The sequence below is a fragment of the Paenarthrobacter sp. NPDC090517 genome (assembly GCF_044769165.1).
Lineage (GTDB): Bacteria > Actinomycetota > Actinomycetes > Actinomycetales > Micrococcaceae > Arthrobacter.
This window is the reverse complement of record NZ_JBIVXN010000008.1, coordinates 32,560-47,524: the sequence shown is the minus strand read 5'-3', so window position 1 is coordinate 47,524 and position 14,965 is coordinate 32,560. Positions and strand designations below refer to the sequence as shown.

General features: G+C 59.9%; 17 protein-coding genes and 1 tRNA gene. 10 read left to right on the top strand and 8 right to left on the bottom strand.

All coding sequences use genetic code 11. The features are described from left to right. Positions 1–302: 302 nt before the first annotated feature. Together ACIQTW_RS19645 and ACIQTW_RS19640 are read right to left on the bottom strand one after the other, a co-directional pair. A complete protein-coding gene (locus ACIQTW_RS19645; RefSeq protein ID WP_402940519.1) occupies positions 303–815 on the bottom strand; it encodes a hypothetical protein in 513 nt (170 codons plus the stop codon). Positions 816–964: 149 nt separating this feature from the next. Continuing rightward, the gene (locus ACIQTW_RS19640; RefSeq protein WP_402940516.1) at positions 965–1,507 is read right to left on the bottom strand and encodes a hypothetical protein; all 543 of its coding nucleotides are present in this window, start codon (positions 1,505–1,507) and stop codon (positions 965–967) included. 612 nt (positions 1,508–2,119) lie between these two features. Between ACIQTW_RS19640 and ACIQTW_RS19635 the strand changes: the two genes are divergently transcribed. The 7 genes from ACIQTW_RS19635 to ACIQTW_RS19605 all read left to right on the top strand — a co-directional run bounded on the left by ACIQTW_RS19635 (position 2,120) and on the right by ACIQTW_RS19605 (position 6,673). Next, on the top strand, positions 2,120–3,343 hold the full coding sequence (locus ACIQTW_RS19635) for a PIN domain-containing protein (protein WP_402940514.1): 1,224 nt from the start codon (positions 2,120–2,122) through the stop codon (positions 3,341–3,343). Beyond that, positions 3,340–3,504: a hypothetical protein gene (locus tag ACIQTW_RS19630; RefSeq protein ID WP_402940511.1), complete on the top strand. Its 165-nt coding sequence runs from the start codon at positions 3,340–3,342 to the stop codon at positions 3,502–3,504. Before ACIQTW_RS19635 ends, ACIQTW_RS19630 begins: the two co-directional genes overlap by 4 nt. Next, positions 3,504–4,040 carry a hypothetical protein gene (locus ACIQTW_RS19625; protein WP_402940508.1) on the top strand — a complete coding sequence of 179 codons (537 nt, stop codon included), beginning with the start codon at positions 3,504–3,506 and terminating at the stop codon, positions 4,038–4,040. The genes ACIQTW_RS19630 and ACIQTW_RS19625 overlap by 1 nt, the downstream gene beginning before the upstream one ends. 59 nt (positions 4,041–4,099) lie before the next feature. Continuing rightward, a complete protein-coding gene (locus ACIQTW_RS19620; RefSeq protein WP_402940505.1) occupies positions 4,100–4,864 on the top strand; it encodes a hypothetical protein in 765 nt (254 codons plus the stop codon). 384 nt (positions 4,865–5,248) lie between these two features. Next, on the top strand, positions 5,249–5,572 hold the full coding sequence (locus tag ACIQTW_RS19615; protein WP_402940502.1) for a tyrosine-type recombinase/integrase: 324 nt from the start codon (positions 5,249–5,251) through the stop codon (positions 5,570–5,572). Positions 5,573–5,582: 10 nt separating this feature from the next. Then, the gene (locus tag ACIQTW_RS19610; protein ID WP_402940499.1) at positions 5,583–5,921 is read left to right on the top strand and encodes a tyrosine-type recombinase/integrase; all 339 of its coding nucleotides are present in this window, start codon (positions 5,583–5,585) and stop codon (positions 5,919–5,921) included. Next, the gene (locus ACIQTW_RS19605) at positions 5,918–6,673 is read left to right on the top strand and encodes a hypothetical protein (protein ID WP_402940491.1); all 756 of its coding nucleotides are present in this window, start codon (positions 5,918–5,920) and stop codon (positions 6,671–6,673) included. Before ACIQTW_RS19610 ends, ACIQTW_RS19605 begins: the two co-directional genes overlap by 4 nt. A 65-nt stretch (positions 6,674–6,738) precedes the next feature. Here the strand turns inward: ACIQTW_RS19605 and ACIQTW_RS19600 are convergent, their stop codons facing one another. Together ACIQTW_RS19600 and ACIQTW_RS19595 are read right to left on the bottom strand one after the other, a co-directional pair. Further along, positions 6,739–7,866, bottom strand: a complete 1,128-nt coding sequence (locus ACIQTW_RS19600; protein ID WP_402940488.1) for a Fic family protein — start codon at positions 7,864–7,866, stop codon at positions 6,739–6,741. A 262-nt stretch (positions 7,867–8,128) separates the two neighbouring features. Next, positions 8,129–8,201, bottom strand: a tRNA-Lys gene (locus tag ACIQTW_RS19595). A gap of 239 nt (positions 8,202–8,440) precedes the next feature. On the opposite strand from ACIQTW_RS19595, the gene ACIQTW_RS19590 reads away from it, so the two are divergent. Next, positions 8,441–9,100, top strand: coding sequence for a hypothetical protein (locus ACIQTW_RS19590; RefSeq protein ID WP_011772972.1), 660 nt, complete (start codon positions 8,441–8,443; stop codon positions 9,098–9,100). A gap of 234 nt (positions 9,101–9,334) precedes the next feature. Here the strand turns inward: ACIQTW_RS19590 and ACIQTW_RS19585 are convergent, their stop codons facing one another. Then, complete coding sequence (locus ACIQTW_RS19585; protein WP_402940486.1) at positions 9,335–10,066, bottom strand: hypothetical protein; 732 nt, start codon at positions 10,064–10,066, stop codon at positions 9,335–9,337. A gap of 195 nt (positions 10,067–10,261) precedes the next feature. On the opposite strand from ACIQTW_RS19585, the gene ACIQTW_RS19580 reads away from it, so the two are divergent. Both ACIQTW_RS19580 and ACIQTW_RS19575 read left to right on the top strand, forming a co-directional pair. Beyond that, positions 10,262–10,879, top strand: coding sequence for a DUF47 domain-containing protein (locus ACIQTW_RS19580; protein WP_043469600.1), 618 nt, complete (start codon positions 10,262–10,264; stop codon positions 10,877–10,879). A gap of 1 nt (position 10,880) precedes the next feature. Next, positions 10,881–11,897, top strand: coding sequence for an anion permease (locus ACIQTW_RS19575; RefSeq protein WP_402940483.1), 1,017 nt, complete (start codon positions 10,881–10,883; stop codon positions 11,895–11,897). A gap of 160 nt (positions 11,898–12,057) precedes the next feature. Here the strand turns inward: ACIQTW_RS19575 and pstB are convergent, their stop codons facing one another. The 3 genes from pstB to pstC all read right to left on the bottom strand — a co-directional run bounded on the left by pstB (position 12,058) and on the right by pstC (position 14,943). Further along, positions 12,058–12,837, bottom strand: a complete 780-nt coding sequence (pstB, locus tag ACIQTW_RS19570; RefSeq protein ID WP_011772968.1) for a phosphate ABC transporter ATP-binding protein PstB — start codon at positions 12,835–12,837, stop codon at positions 12,058–12,060. A 69-nt stretch (positions 12,838–12,906) separates the two neighbouring features. Next, positions 12,907–14,010: a phosphate ABC transporter permease PstA gene (gene pstA / locus ACIQTW_RS19565; protein ID WP_402940479.1), complete on the bottom strand. Its 1,104-nt coding sequence runs from the start codon at positions 14,008–14,010 to the stop codon at positions 12,907–12,909. Further along, a complete protein-coding gene (pstC, locus tag ACIQTW_RS19560) occupies positions 14,011–14,943 on the bottom strand; it encodes a phosphate ABC transporter permease subunit PstC (protein WP_017197022.1) in 933 nt (310 codons plus the stop codon). Positions 14,944–14,965: the final 22 nt, after the last annotated feature.

Below are 14,965 nucleotides of genomic sequence, written 5' to 3'. Positions count from 1 at the left end.
AACCGACCGCCACAAAATGAAAGGACAAGGATATGTCCACCGCATACCCAGCTAGAGCGTCTTTCGTAACGGCTCGTAAATGGCACAACTTGGCCGAAGAAGTCCTTGACGATGCTGACGGCTACTACGAGAAAGTTGAGAAGCGAGCAGCTGACCGACTTTCGGAAGATCTGGCCAAGAAAGATCGATTCACGTGGCCGTGGAAAAAGAATGACCCACGCGCCTGACCCGGAATGCAAGTATGTCCCCAGCCCTTCTTAGGGCCGGGGACATACTTCTTTTAAATAGATGTTCGGGAGGGATCAGGCCGTTTTTCCTAGGTCAAGCATGAGCGAGTCAAAGATCCTGCTGGTGCTGCCGTCCATCTGGTTGGAATAGCGCGGCAAACCTACGTACATGGGCGGGAGGCCAGCGAAAACGGCTGTGAACGACACGTAATCAGGCCTCTCGTCGTCCTCGAAGTACTCCACGTGATGGAGAGCCAGGCTTTCAATCTGCGACCTGGGTACAACACTCACGTCGCCCGGGTGCGGATATGGCGGCTGCCGCTCCCCGGCAGGCGCGGACTCCAAATGGCCGTGGATCACAAAGTCTTTCGTCAGGATCGTGGCAGTGAACTTTGCAGTATTGCCGCCGCGGCCGTCCACCACGGTCGAACTAACAAACTCGATGTCATCATCACCGACTACCCTGGCCAGTCGATGCTCCAACCACGACACAACCTGGTGTGAGGTCAGCATGAAGTGGTCAAGTGGCCAGTCATTGTTGCTGTTCCGCAGGTGCTTCTGGACCTTTTCGATAGCTTTCGTAGACATAGGCTTCCCCGTAACTGATGCCTGGCACTCTGCCAGCGCGTTGAAGAACACGCTACAGGGACGCTCCGACAGAATCAGGCGAGCACAAAGCCCACCTTTCGACGAGGAAGGTGGCGGCGGTGGCTCCCACCGCAGTCCAAATGCCCGGGTCAGTCATTGATGCCACTTAGTGTCGCTGGCGCGTTCGTTTTCGAGTCGACTAGTGAGGGTGACGGGTCCAAGGACCACTTCACGATTCGTTCTCGCGTTTTGTCTGCGATGTCGTGCATGGTCATCACTGCTTCGCTTTCGAATCGGGAGTTCAGGATTCCGAACACCTGAGAGCCGAGCCATTCCCCGAGCATCCGACCGTGGCCGCTCCGGTCCAAGCTCAATAGGGCCTCAACCTCGCGAGCCTCGTTGAATAGACGGAAGGCCTCGGTGTCCTGTGCATCGGGATCCGTCATCATCACGACGTCGCACGCCTTGGTCACAAGCAAGAGTGCGCGCTCCGCGATCTGCCGTCGCCAGCCAGCCCATGCTGCTTGTTCTTGGGCCGCAAATGTTGATTTCAGCTCCTCTTCCCGTCGCTGGAAGTCCCTTCGTTGCGACCAGAGGCTAAGTAACACTGACCCGACGACAGCGATCACGGTGAACATGCCAGCCCACAGGACTTCCGGACCGTTGCCAGCATCTGCAAAATCAAGACCCATAGCGTCGAGTCTCTCACCTTGGCCAGCTTTGCCCTTCCGGATGGGCTCCGACACGATCCAGGCCGGTACAGACCCAAGGCAGGCCACAACGTACAGCCGAGCATGCTCTGGCCGTACCTTCGGCGCGCCGCATTCCCGGATCGGCCAAATAGGGGCGCACTCTGGTGATAACCGGAGGAATTACCTCGGGATACCAAGAGCTGGAGCGACCAATGAAACCCAGGACCAAGAACCAAATAACAGAGGACTACGTATGTAAATCTTGCGGGGCATTCACAGTTGGTGAAGCCATCTTGGGCATAGCCTTCGACGCGGAATCATACTGCGATCCCGCGCCCCTGCGGTGCAGCAATTTGCGGTGCCAGAACCGGCATGTGCGCCAAGACGATAAGAGCTGGTACGAACCGAGCAGCGCCACATAATCACCCCCCATTCCTCCGTGAAGTCCAGGCTCCGACGCGGCCCGACGCGGTCACAGTATCCAGCGATGGGTTGTGCCTCAAACGCGAGCGCGCCTTCTCAGCCCCGAGGCCGCCGGAATACCTTTATCGGGGCGACAGTGAATGTCTGATTGAATGGGCGCAGAACGACTGACCCCCGGAGGCGTGAAACTTGAGAGACCTGTTCAAGGGCTACTACCTGCCCACCCAGGACGAAGCGGACGCAATCTGGAGTGATGGGCTTATCTGCCTTGATGCGAACATCCTGCTCAAGCTCTACGACTTGCGCCCCTCTAACGCGTCGTTCCTCATAAGCGAACTCCGAAAACGGCAAGATCAGCTCTGGCTCCCGTATCAGGTTGCATTAGAGTTCCACCGAAACTCCCACAGCGCGAGGGCTGAGCAGGCGGAATCTCACGTCCAGCGGATAAAGTCTGTCTCGGGCCTTCTCGGCCAGATCAGGTCAACCAAAAAGAACTCGCGATTCCGCTCCACGGACATTCAGCAGGCCGCAGTTCACCATCTGGAGGCTTGGCTGGAGGAGCTCAAAGCTGAACGCGATGACATCCTGACCCAGACGCACCACCACAGGGTCGATGACCTGCTGAGTGAGATATCGGAATTGTTCGCTGGCCGCGTCGGGCCTAAACCTGAGAAGTCGGACCTTGAGAAGGTATACAAGGAGGGCGAGGCTCGATATAAAGAGTCGGTGCCACCTGGGTATTCCGATTCCAAGAAGCCCGGGAACGCTAAGTATGGCGATCTTGTCCTGTGGTCGGAGCTCATGGCGCACGCTGGCGAACAGGGGCGGGACGTCATTTTCGTCACGGATGACAACAAAGAGGACTGGTGGCTGAAAGGCAGAGCGCCGGAAAACATTTCGTTGGCTCCTCGCCCTGAACTCGTCCAAGAGTTCCGGGCAGAAACGAATCAAGACATCCTCATCCTCAATAGCGATTTCTTCTTCAAACAGCTCACGCCGGCAGGGACAGACCAAAAGCTGAATGAGCAGGCTGCAGCAGCACAAGAAGATCTTCAGGAAGCAGTCCTGGAAGAACAGGCAGACCACCTTGTATCTGAATGGGCGTCCCACAGCGGCAAGGACGGACACTGGCGGTTATTGCGTGACCCCGAGTTGCCACAGCAGTACAGAAGCTACTTCCGTGCTCCATATCTCAACGGAACTCCTGACGTCATCAGGGGCTACGCCGAAGCAGCGCTGGGGGCTATCGGAAAACTGCACGTCCCAGGCGCAGTCTGGCCTCAGTCGCTGATAGACCACGTCGACAAGGGTGAGGAATTGTTGCAAGAGGACGACCTTGTAGGCCTCCACAACTGGAACATTCGTAGCCAACATATTGTGAGCACGATCAGGTCCAATGAGCCTCAGGCGTGAGCAGATACGAGGTAATCATGGAAGTCATTCCGACCATCGAAAATGAAGCGGGCGAACGGGGTAGCGTCTCGGCGACGGGTAAGGACTACGCCGCATACGAGGCTGCCGGGGACCTCGTTCCCCAAGGCTGCCGAGCCATCGCTATCAGGACAGACGCCTGATGGAGGTAGCGGAGGAAGAATTTTTCCCGGACAAAACCCGCCAGGCCCTCGCCATCGCAGCAGTGGTGAACAATGGCAAGGCCTTCGAAACGGCCCTTCACTTCCTTCTAAATGGGTTTACATTTGCCGACCCAGACGAAGACAGACGTGCCAAAACGGGCATGGCTGGAGCCCAGTTAAAACTCCTTGCGAAAACGGTCAAGAGGGTATCGCTTAGAAGTGTCACCCGAGACAGGATCTTGGCTTGGGTAGAAGACGCACAATCGGCTACTAACAGGCGCAACGCCGTCGTGCATCGTCCTTTCTTTGTCGACACGGCTGGGCGTCCGGGCCAGCTCAACAGGGGAACCCCGGAGCCATTGAACGACTTGTCTATCGAATCCCTCAACCTCACAATCTCCGCTCTCCGGAAGGCTGTTGAGGAGGGCGGCCGTCTGACATGGGAACTCCGGGATGAAGAATGCTGGAATGGGCAGTTCCTTGGGAAGCCGCCGCAACATGATAGCCCGACGCCCCTTTCGCGAGAGTCAGCTTAGACGAATGCCAAAAGGCCCCCACCCTCTGAAGAGGGTGGGGGCCTCGGTATGATTGCGGCATGGGGGATATTCATTTTGTAGGGGTGAACCGCGGAACGGATAGCCTGGTTGTTTCTTTTCATGGTGCCGTTAGCCGCACGGAAACACCACTGAAGCCGCGCTACGGATACCACAGCGAACTTCGCCATCGGGCAGAGAGCTACCTTGCGAAATCCGATCCCACGCTAAACCTCGATAACAGGGTGACTTTGGGCTGGTACATCGGAACGGATGAACGAGACGTTCACTCCGAGGTGGCGGAGCTCGTAAAGCGGCAAGCAGCCACGATGGGCGCGTCTCGCATTGTGTTTGTCGGCTCGAGCGGCGGAGGGTTCTCTGCCATGGCCGTAGCCGCAAAAGTGCCTGGATCAGCAGTTGTGGCATTCTCGCCAAGCCTTGAGATAAACCGCGTCACGCCAGCACATACGGCCAACTTCATGGCTGCGGCCTTCCCCTCGTGCGGGTCGTACGAAGAGCTCCGCGCTAGGTACACAACCCGAGTCTCGATGGATGCCGCTTATGCCACTCACCCAGACGTCCACTTGTTCCTTGTCCAGAACTCCGGCGACGAATCCCGGATGAACGGCAGCTATAAGCCATTCATCCGGGACCACGCTGGGCACGGTTGTTATCGGTTCGCCTTGGAGCGCCACGGGGACGGGCACATGGCGCCGCCGGCCGATCGGTTCCATTACTGGCTTGACCAGGCCGTGTCAGTAGCCGAGGTACTCCAGATGGATTCGGACATATGGCGGCGACGTCTCCAGCGCCAGATCAGCGCCTGAGGTCTGGTTCACCTCAACCTTCACCGTTTTCACGCTATCGAATGTCTGGACGTCCTCTAGCCGCAATGTAGTTCGGTTTGCGATGCCAGGAGCTTCCGCAACGTCCGTGACGGTGCCGTTGACGTTCAGGCGGGCGATCCGGCGACCTGTCGCGTTGGCAGCAAAGGAAACGGATGCTGTGATCAACCAACGGCCGGGCCGTGGCGTGAACGGTCCGGTTGCCGCATCGTAGGGTACCCGGCGCTGAACAGGCGCAGACCAAGATGTGACGGCAGTCCAAGTGTTGTTCGGGATGACATGCCCGGCAGTATTGGGATGTTCGGGCTTGCCGTCAGGTACGGCGCCGCGGCCTCCAACCCAGTCCGGGACGTTGGAACAATCAAAATGGAGTCGAAACCGGCGCGCTCGCTCAGTGTTGACGAGCTCCGCGGCGTCATTGATGCTCTGCGAAACTCTGACAAGGTCCTAAACGCAGAAAATAAGGTCACACCCAGGCAGACCATCAGTGAGTACTGCGCCATTGCCGACCTCACTGACGTCGTGATCATGTTTGCCGCAACAGGCGCCAGAATATCTGAAGTCTTGGGCCTCCGATGGTCAGACGTCGACTTCGACGCAAAGACGGTAACCATCTCGGGCAAGGTGAATCGCATGCCAGGGGGCGGCATGAATCCGCGAGAGCTTCACCAAAACGAAGTCAGGCGCTAGGACACTGCCATTGCCTGACTTCGCGCTGTCCATGCTCATGGCACGCAGGGTGTCAGCTCCGACGAACATCTACGATGTGGTCTTCCCGTCCACAACAGGCGTGCTGCGCGATCCCTCTGCCGTCAGTAAACAATGGCGCCGGGTTCGGACAGCACTCAAGCTCGATTGGGTCACCTCCCACACGTTCCGGAAGACCGTAGCCACGCTTATCGATGAGCAAGGACTGTCGGCCCGCGTAGGAGCGGACCAACTTGGCCATGCACAGATCTCTATGACCCAGGATGTCTACATGGGCAGGAAGACGGTACACACGGAAGTAGCCGACGCGCTAAACAGGATCGTTCAATGAGCGAGGAAGGGAACAGTCAACACCTTGACCAGGCAATTGAACCTTTGCCGCAGCAACTAGGGCTTGGACCTGTCGGCAAGGGCATCTCCGCCGCAGCGGGGGCAGCCATTAGCGCCGCCTTCCCACCTATCGCAATACCTGTTGCTGGAATGGTGGAGGCGCTGCACACCTTTGGAGGGAAGCTGCAGGAGGTTCAGGAAAAGCGGGTCGACGGCCTGATGGTTTCTGCCGCCATCGAAGCCGGCATATCGCCAGATGACGTCGTGCATCGCTTGATGGAGCGTGAGGACTTGATTCTGCTGACTGCTGAAGCAGTCGATGCCGCCCGGCGCACACTGCTCGCAGGTAAGGCCGAAACGCTCGGAAGGTCCCTGGGCGCGATACTGTCCGATGATGCTCTGCTGGATTTAGAGAGCATCTGGATTCGAATTGTGTCCGTGGTTGAGCCGCCGCATATTCGTGTACTCGGGCTACTCGTTGACCACGCCGGCACGACAGGTTCAGGCTCGAAACTATGGGGAACGGGCACCGTCTTGACGGTGATTGAAATCGGGCACGAGTTGGGGGTTGGCGAAGCGGCGCTCCCTCTGGTGCTGGACTTGGAGAAGACCGGACTTGTTACGGTCGAGCCTGTAATTTCGAGCAAGACTGGAGCGCCACCAGAGGCATATGACCAGCAGATCAGGGCCACCGGGCTCGGCGCTCAATTGTTCGCCAAGCTCTCGCAAAGCGGTCTCAAGGATCTGAGTTAGGCCTTTTCGGCCCTTTCAGCGGAGAAGGCCTACGGCTGGCGCCGGAGCTACTCCTGCATCAGGAGCTAAAACAACCTGTCACCACTTCCTGGTTCCGCGACGGGCAATTCATCCTGAACGAGGAGGTTCATGTAGCGAGTGTTTATGAAGAGCCGTTCCCGACCTACTTTGACGTCTACAAGGATCCCCCCGTCTTTCAAGGCGTTCAGCCAGTTAGTAGCAGTAGGCCTCGATACCCCACAGATATCCATAACATTAGAGATGCGGCAGTAAGGCTGCTCAAACAGGATATCCAGAAGGGCTACGTGGCCGCCGCCGTTGATAACCTTGCTCATCTCCAACTTCATGTCGCCCTGGAGCGTCCGAATCGCGTCAATCTTTTTAAGCGTTGAGATCGAAGTCTGACGGACACCCTCCAGCATGTACTCGATCCAGTCCGTCCAGGCTTCCTCAGCCGTTACGGCAAGCAGCCTCTTGTAGTAGTCATTTTTGTTACCGATGATGTACTTGGACAGGTAGAGGACGGGCTGGCTGAGCAAGCCGGCCGCCACGAGCATTAGAACGTTGAGAACGCGGCCTGTTCGGCCATTGCCGTCTTCGAATGGGTGAATGGCTTCGAACTGGTAATGAGCTATGGCCATCCTTACAAGCGGGTCGTAGCCGGCGCTGGAGTTCACGAACATTTCCCAATCCCCCAGCTTGGCATCGATCACGGAGTAACCCTCTGGGGGAGTGTAAATCGCGGTCTGTGTCTGTGGGTTACCGATGTAGGTGCCGCTGGAATGCCGCAGATCCATGTTGTGCATCTTGATGATGGAGCACACTTCACGGGCCGTGTTGGTGGTTACGATCCCCCTAGTCGTAACGCTTTCAAAGCCCTCGAACAGGGCCGTCCGGTAGCGCAGCGCCTCTCGCGTCGCAGGGTTGGCAGAGGACTCGTCCTGGGCGTGCATAAACAGTTCGTCAGTCGTGGTCACGATGTTCTCGACCTCCGAACTGGCTTGAGCCTCCAGGAGCGGTATGGCATTGATCAGCACACTGGGGTTGGTCATGGACAACGTCGCTTGGTTTAGAGCCGCCAGCGCAGCTCGGGCCTCAATAGCCAACTTCAGAACGCCCACCGTCTCCACTTCAGTCTTTGGCGGCAGGTGCGGAAGTTCGTTGTGCGGCTTCTTGGGATCCCAGTTCGACATAGAAAGAAACTAGCAACGTAACCATGACGTGTAAAGAAATGGCTATTTTTTTTACACGTTCTGTCCACATGCAAAAAAATATGCATGGCTTATCCACAGGATCGGGTGTGGTATAGAAGGCCGATCTGATGGCAAGCTCTCCCGCTTCCAGGTCGTCGTTCACAGACGAGCTTGCAGCGGGCAATTAGTTGGGTTTCCGTTGGATTTGGGCCTTGAAACAGAAGCAGGTCAGAGGCGAAACGCCTCTGACCTGCGAGGAGGGTGGGCCCTGTGGGGATCGAACCCACGACCCACGGATTAAAAGTCCGATGCTCTACCAACTGAGCTAAAGGCCCTCCAGCTGTTGAAACAGCCATGAATACTGTACCCCAAGGTCAAGGCCAGCGAGGAACTCAGGGTGACGCGCGCCGTCGTGACCTTCTTTGAGAGGAAACACGACGGCGACGCGCGACAGCAGCGGCGTGTCGCGGCAAGTGCGGCGGCAAAGAAGGTCAGGAAGCGACGCCCCAAGCACGAACGGCACCCCCGGCAACCGTTACTCGACCCCACCAGAGCACAGGAGTACGGTGAACTCATGAGCGAACAGCCAGGATCACGTGCGTACGGCGGAGCGAACAGGCATCACAAACCCAAGCCCTTCGCGCCCATCGATTTCGAACCGTTCGCCGGTGGGGCAGATCCCGCCCGGGTTTCGGAGGCCGCCCATCTGGCAGCCCAGGCGCTGGTGAGACGCGGCCGTGACAGCGATGACCCCAAGGTCACCCGTCGTCTGGTGAAGCTGGCTGACGAGCAGGGCCTCGAAGCCATCGCCGAGATGTGGGCCGAGAGCCCTGCACGCTCCCTGCCCGGCGCCCTATGGCGGCTCTACGCCCTCCGCGCCGCTACCATCCAAAATCCCGAGAAAATCTCCGTCTACTTCAGGGCAGGTCGGGACACCGCGCAGGTTTCCAACGTGGTGGCCGGTGCAGCAGAGCCGCCGGGAGCCGATGAAATGAAGACCATGGCTGACGCCATTTTGTCGGGAGCTTTCGACGGGGAGTTCGACGTCGCGCTGGAACGTTCCGCCGCGTTCTGCCGCGTTGTGGCGCTCGGCCAAGCGACTCTTGCCGACGGCGCGGAACACAGCAACGAAGGCCACGCCAGCAAGCTCACACGCAATTCCCACCAGCTGGTAAAGACGGCCGAAGACCTCGAACACGCTGCCAACGCGTGGCGCTTGGGCGAGCTCGACTAGCCAGCAAAAAGGGCAAAACGTACCCACGTCCGGCCCGGCCTGTCAATGTTGACTTAGCCCGCCTGACGGTGAAAACTAAAGCTGGTGTCGAACCGCGAAACCCCCGGGCTTCAACTTATAGCCGCTTCGAGCGGCCTACCGCCGAGAGGCGTATCCGGTTCGGCACCATTTTTATGCCCGAACGCAATTTGCCCGGGCCTGCGCTGAGGCAGACCCGGGCAAACGTGCTGGAAACTACTTCAGCGTGACCGTGGTTTCGGCCTTTTCCTTCTTGTCGTGGTCCAGCTTTCCGTCGGCTGCAGCAGGAGTCATGGTTGCCTCGATCTCGGTTTCCTTGCCGGCGGTGTAGGCAAAGTTCTCCGCAATGTTGAAGGACTCGCCCGGCTTCAGCACGAACGGGGCCTCTTCCTTGAGCTTGGTGCCGGAGCTGCTGAGCCCGTGCTTCTTGTAACCATCGCTGCTGGAGTCGGACGGCATGCCGCCGAGGTACTTCCAGTCCGTGTACTTTGCGCTGGGAGTCACCAAAGAATGACTCAGGGGGATATCGGCCTGTGAGGTGTTGGTGACCACGTAGTTCAGGTACACCACGGGATCGCCCTTCTTGAGCAGGTTTTCCTTGGTTTCCTTGTCCACGAACATGCTGTCCTTGGACGCGACATCGGTGGCCACCTGGTAGATGTCTACGCTGAAGCTGTCGCCCTTAAGGCTGCCCAGCTTGTCCCCAGCCTCTGAGATGGGCAGCGCCCAGGCCGCTACCTTGTATGAGCCCGAGGAGGTGCCGGCGATTTCTGACGAAGTCGAGGCCGACGGGGAAGCTGACGCTGAAGGCGATGCTGACGCAGACGAGGACGACGACGATTCGGAACCAGCCGTCGTCGAGCTCGCCGTTGCTCCACCGCAGGCAGTCAGGGCAAGCAAGCCGGCAGCGGCAAGGCCCGTGATTTTCGCTACATTATTGAATCGCATAGTTCCCCCATTGAGTGGATTAATTCGGTGCTTGTCCAGTGTTGCACGGTTACGAAGGCTCAGCGATGGGGACAACTCCCCGCCACGGCGTCGCTCACTTCCCAGACGTAGCGGTGGTGCCGGTAAAGTTGGGACCGAAACGGGTGGCGTCAAGTCAAACCACCCGTGCCCATCCGTCCCCAGCCCGGAAGCGAAATGAAGCTGCGCCTTTTTCCCCAGGAACCTGCCGGGCTCGTACTGCTCGCGCAGATGGCCGGCGTCATTGTTGCCGCTACCGGAACGCTCTCCGAGATCCTCGGTGCGCCGGCCAGTGAGCACCAGCGTCTCGCGGAAGAACTGCACGAGCACGAGTCCAAGTCCCTGGACCTGCATTTCGCCCTGCTCACACACATGCGCACCAGCTTTGTGAACCCGCTCCCCCGCGAGGACATGTATACGCTCTCGCGCCACCTCAATGAGGCCATGGAGAAGCTCGACGCCGCCGGAGACCTTGTGGCCCTCTACAAGCTGGATCGGCTCCCCAAGCGCGCTGCAGACCAGCTGGAGATCATCAGCCGGCAGGCCGAACTCACCGTGGACGCGATGCGGAAGCTTGAGGACCTGGACGAACTTGAGGACTACTGGATCGAGATCCTTCGGCTGGCCAAGCGCGCAGAGCGCTCACACCGGATCTGGGTGGCCGAGATGCTCAAGGATATGAAGTCCACTCAGTACGCGCGGCACCGGGACATCGCCAACCAGCTGGTGGAAGTTACCAAGGACATGCGGAAGGTCGCCACTCAGGTAGGCAGCATCATCGTCAAGGAATCATGACGTGACCATCACCTTCCTGGTCCTGGTGGTTGCTTTGGCCTCCGGGTTTGCGTTCCTCAACGGCTTCCGCGACGTCTCCAACGCCGTCGCGCTTTCCACGCGGACCCGCGCCCTCACCCCATCAATAGCGGTGCTCCTGGCTGCCGTCTTCAACTTTGTGGGTGCCATGCTCGCCGGCACCTTCATCCTCGCCTTCACGCAATCGTGGATCACGCTGCCGGAGGGCACCAGCGGCCTCACCATGCTGGCGTCCGCGCTCACCGCAGCCATTCTGTGGGGCGTATACGCGTGGTGGCGGGGCATTCCCTTGTCCTCCACGAACTCATTGGTTGGGGGCCTGATCGGCGCCGGGGCCGCGAGTGTCCTTGTGGGCGGCAACGCGGTGGGAGGCATGGACAATGTCCTGCTGGCCCAAGTGGCCCTGCCCCTGGTGCTCTCCCCCGTCATCGCCTTCGTGGCTGCATACCTGCTGGTGTGGCCTGTGACGTGGGCTGCGCGCTACACCCAACCGAACGTTGTGAACCGTCGATTCCGCCGGGCGCAGGCCATCTCAGCCGCCGCTGTGGCATTCGGCCATGGGCTTCAGGACGGTCAGCGCACGGCCGCTGTCATGGTGCTGGCCATGGTGGCCGCGGGCTTGTCCAGCGGCAGCGACGTGCCTCTCTGGATCCTCCTGCTCACCGCCATCATGCTCACTGCGGGCACCATGTTCGGCGGTTGGCGGATCTCCCACACCCTCGGACACAAACTCATTCGGGTGGATCCCCTGCGCGGCTTCGTGGCACAGACCTTGACGTCCGTGATGCTCTTCATCGGCGCTATCGGTTTTCATTTGCCGCTCTCCACCACCCATACGCTGACCGCGTCCGTGCTGGGTTCGGGCGTGAACCAGCGGTTCCACACCGTCAACAGGCGCCTTGTCCGGAGAATCCTGCTGTTCTGGGTGGCCACACCGCTGATCACTGCAGCAGCGGCCTTCATCCTGGAGCTGGCGTTCTCGCCCCTCGCTGACCTCTAAACCCAACTGAGTAACAGCAAACGTCGCAATGAGCGCTCATTGCGACGTTTGCTGTTACCTACTTGGGTAAGGAAAAACGACGGCGGCCGTACCCCCAAGGCGACGGCCGCCGTCGTTCTGTGCCGACTCCCCCCATAGAAGCCGGAACTTGCAGGGCCCCTTATCCGAAGCGGCCGGAGACGTAGTCTTCCGTTGCCTTCTGGCCAGGGTTGTTGAAGATGCTGGTGGTGTCAGCGAACTCGATCAGCTTGCCGGGCTTGCCGGTGCCCGCGATGTTGAAGAACGCAGTCTTGTCGGAAACACGCGCAGCCTGCTGCATGTTGTGGGTCACGATCACCACGGTGTACTGGTCCTTGAGCTCGTTAATGAGGTCCTCCACGGCCAAGGTGGAGATCGGGTCCAGAGCCGAGCAGGGCTCGTCCATGAGGATCACCTGGGGCTCGACGGCGATGGCGCGGGCGATGCAGAGGCGCTGCTGCTGGCCACCGGAAAGGCCGGAACCGGGCTTGTCCAGGCGGTCCTTGACCTCGTTCCACAGGTTGGCGCCCACCAAGGACTTCTCAACAAGGGCATCGGCCGCGCCCTTGGAGATCTTCTTGTTGTTCAGCTTTACGCCGGCCAGCACGTTGTCGCGGATGGACATGGTGGGGAACGGGTTGGGTCGCTGGAAGACCATGCCAACCTGCGTGCGGACAGTCACCGGGTCCACGCCGGGGCCGTAGAGGTTGTCGCCGTCGAGGAGGACCTCGCCTTCGACGCGCGCGCCCGGGAGGACCTCGTGCATGCGGTTCAGCGTGCGGAGGAAGGTGGACTTGCCGCAGCCGGACGGGCCGATGAAAGCCGTAACGGACTTGGCTTGGATGTTGATGTTGACGTCCTCGACGGCCAGGAAGTTGCCGTAGTAGACATTCAGGTCTTTGACGTCGATGCGCTTAGACATGGTGTTCCTTTGTTCCTTGGGGGGTGTGGAAGTTTGAAGGGGCCGCCGGGAACCCGGTGGCCGGCCCGGCTAGCGTCCCGTTTTGGGTGCGAACAGACGGGCAATGAGGCGGGCTCCGAGGTTCAGGAGCATCACCAGGATGATCAGCACCAGCGCGGCGCCCCAAGCACGTTGGTCCGAGGGACCAGGGTTGGACGGCGACGTCGGGTTGAGGATCTGCGTGTAAATGAACGTGGGCAGCGAGGCCATCCAGCCGCCGAACACGTTGTTGTTGATGGTGGTCGCAAACCCGGCTGTGACCAGGATCGGAGCAGTTTCACCGATGACGCGGGCGATCGCCAAGGTGACACCGGACGCGATGCCGGAGATCGCCGTCGGAATGACCACTTTGGTGATGGTGCGCCACTTACGCACGCCCAGCGCGTACGAGGCCTCGCGGAGCTCGTTCGGGACGATCTTGAGCATTTCCTCGCTGGAGCGGACCACAACAGGGATCATCAGGACGGAAAGCGCGACGGCGGCTACCGCACCGGTCTTGGTGCCGGGGCCAACGATGGCGAAGAAAAACGCTGCCGCGAAGAGGCCGGCCACGATGGACGGGATGCCGGTCATGACATCCACGAAGAACGTGATGGCGCGGGCCAGCGGACGGTCGTTGCCGTATTCCACCAGGTAGATGGAAGTCAGGAGGCCCACGGGCACGGAGATCACCGTGGCAAGGAGCGTGATCTGGATGGTGCCCAGCAGTGCGTGGTAGATACCGCCGAGGACGGGTGCGCCCTCTTCCACTGCCTTGTTGTCGAAGGCGCCGGTGACACCGTTCATGGAGGTGCCCAGGAAGCCGGGAGTGATGAGTCCGGGAATGCCGTTGACCAGCACCGTGACGATGACCGAAATCAGGGGCAGCAATGCAATCAGGAAGGCACCGACCACCAAGCATGTGGCGAGCTTGTCCTTGGCTTTGCGGGCACCTTCAACAGCGCCGCTCCAGGAGACGAGTCCCACCGCGAACAGAATGGCGGAGACGATGCCCCAGCCGAAGGCGTTGAAGCCGATGAGCGCCAGGATGGCCGCACCGACAATGAGCGCAACGGCCAGGACAATGTAGGGCGCGAACTTGGGCAGCTGGCCCTTGGTGAGCGCTGAGCGCTTGCGGACTACTGTGGCGGACATTTAGTTGGCTCCCGAGAATTCTTTGTGCCGGGTGATGATCCAGCGGGCGATCATGTTCACGCCCAAGGTGATGACGAACAGCACCAGGCCGGCTGCGATCAACGTGTTGACCTTGATACCGCTGGCTTCGGGGAAGTTCAGGGCGATTTCCGCGGCGATGGTCTGGTTGCCGGACTGGATAAGGCTTGCAGTCAGAACACCGGAAGAGAGCACCAAGGCCACGGCCATGGTCTCGCCGAGTGCTCGGCCAAGGCCCAGCATGATGGCGCTGATGATGCCCGGGCGGCCGAAGGGCAGCACGGCCATCTTGATCATTTCCCAGCGGGTAGCTCCGAGTGCCAGCGCTGCTTCTTCGTGCAGCTTGGGGGTCTGCAGGAAGATTTCGCGGGACAGGGAGGTGATGATGGGAAGGACCATGACCGACAGGACGATGCCAGCGGTCAGGATGGTCTTGCCGGTGGCGGATGCCGGACCTTCGAAGATGGGGATCCAGCCGAGGTAGGTGGCCAGCCAGTCGTAGGCCGGGGAGATTTCCTTTGCCAGGAAAGCTGCACCCCAGGCGCCATAGACAACGGAGGGGATGGCTGCGAGCAGGTCCACCACGTAGCCGAGGCCCGAGGCGAGCCGGCGCGGGGCGTAGTGCGAGATGAACAGTGCCACGCCGATTGCCACGGGAGTGGCGATGACGAGGGCGATCACGGCGGCAATCAAGGTGCCCACCACGATCGGGGCGATGTAGGCGAAGAAGCCGTTGCCGCCCTGGATGTCCTCAGCCGGAGCAGTAAGGGCGGGGATGGCCTGCACCACAAGGAATAGCGCGACTCCGAAGAGGACCGCGAGAATCAGGCACCCTGCGGCCATGGCGGCCCCGGAGAAAACCTTGTCCCCGGCGCGTCCTGCGCCTTGGGAGGTTGTCAGGGAGTTGGTGGTCACTTCACGATCCTTCAGTCTCAGT

Coding starts and splice junctions, on each gene's coding strand:
- ACIQTW_RS19645 (WP_402940519.1), bottom strand. CDS start 815: ATGTCTACGAAAGCTATCGAAAAGGTCCAGAAGCACCTGCGGAACAGC.
- ACIQTW_RS19640 (WP_402940516.1), bottom strand. CDS start 1,507: ATGGGTCTTGATTTTGCAGATGCTGGCAACGGTCCGGAAGTCCTGTGG.
- ACIQTW_RS19625 (WP_402940508.1), top strand. CDS start 3,504: ATGGAGGTAGCGGAGGAAGAATTTTTCCCGGACAAAACCCGCCAGGCC.
- ACIQTW_RS19620 (WP_402940505.1), top strand. CDS start 4,100: ATGGGGGATATTCATTTTGTAGGGGTGAACCGCGGAACGGATAGCCTG.
- ACIQTW_RS19615 (WP_402940502.1), top strand. CDS start 5,249: ATGGAGTCGAAACCGGCGCGCTCGCTCAGTGTTGACGAGCTCCGCGGC.
- ACIQTW_RS19605 (WP_402940491.1), top strand. CDS start 5,918: ATGAGCGAGGAAGGGAACAGTCAACACCTTGACCAGGCAATTGAACCT.
- ACIQTW_RS19600 (WP_402940488.1), bottom strand. CDS start 7,866: ATGTCGAACTGGGATCCCAAGAAGCCGCACAACGAACTTCCGCACCTG.
- ACIQTW_RS19590 (WP_011772972.1), top strand. CDS start 8,441: ATGAGCGAACAGCCAGGATCACGTGCGTACGGCGGAGCGAACAGGCAT.
- ACIQTW_RS19585 (WP_402940486.1), bottom strand. CDS start 10,066: ATGCGATTCAATAATGTAGCGAAAATCACGGGCCTTGCCGCTGCCGGC.
- ACIQTW_RS19580 (WP_043469600.1), top strand. CDS start 10,262: ATGAAGCTGCGCCTTTTTCCCCAGGAACCTGCCGGGCTCGTACTGCTC.
- pstB (WP_011772968.1), bottom strand. CDS start 12,837: ATGTCTAAGCGCATCGACGTCAAAGACCTGAATGTCTACTACGGCAAC.
- pstA (WP_402940479.1), bottom strand. CDS start 14,010: ATGTCCGCCACAGTAGTCCGCAAGCGCTCAGCGCTCACCAAGGGCCAG.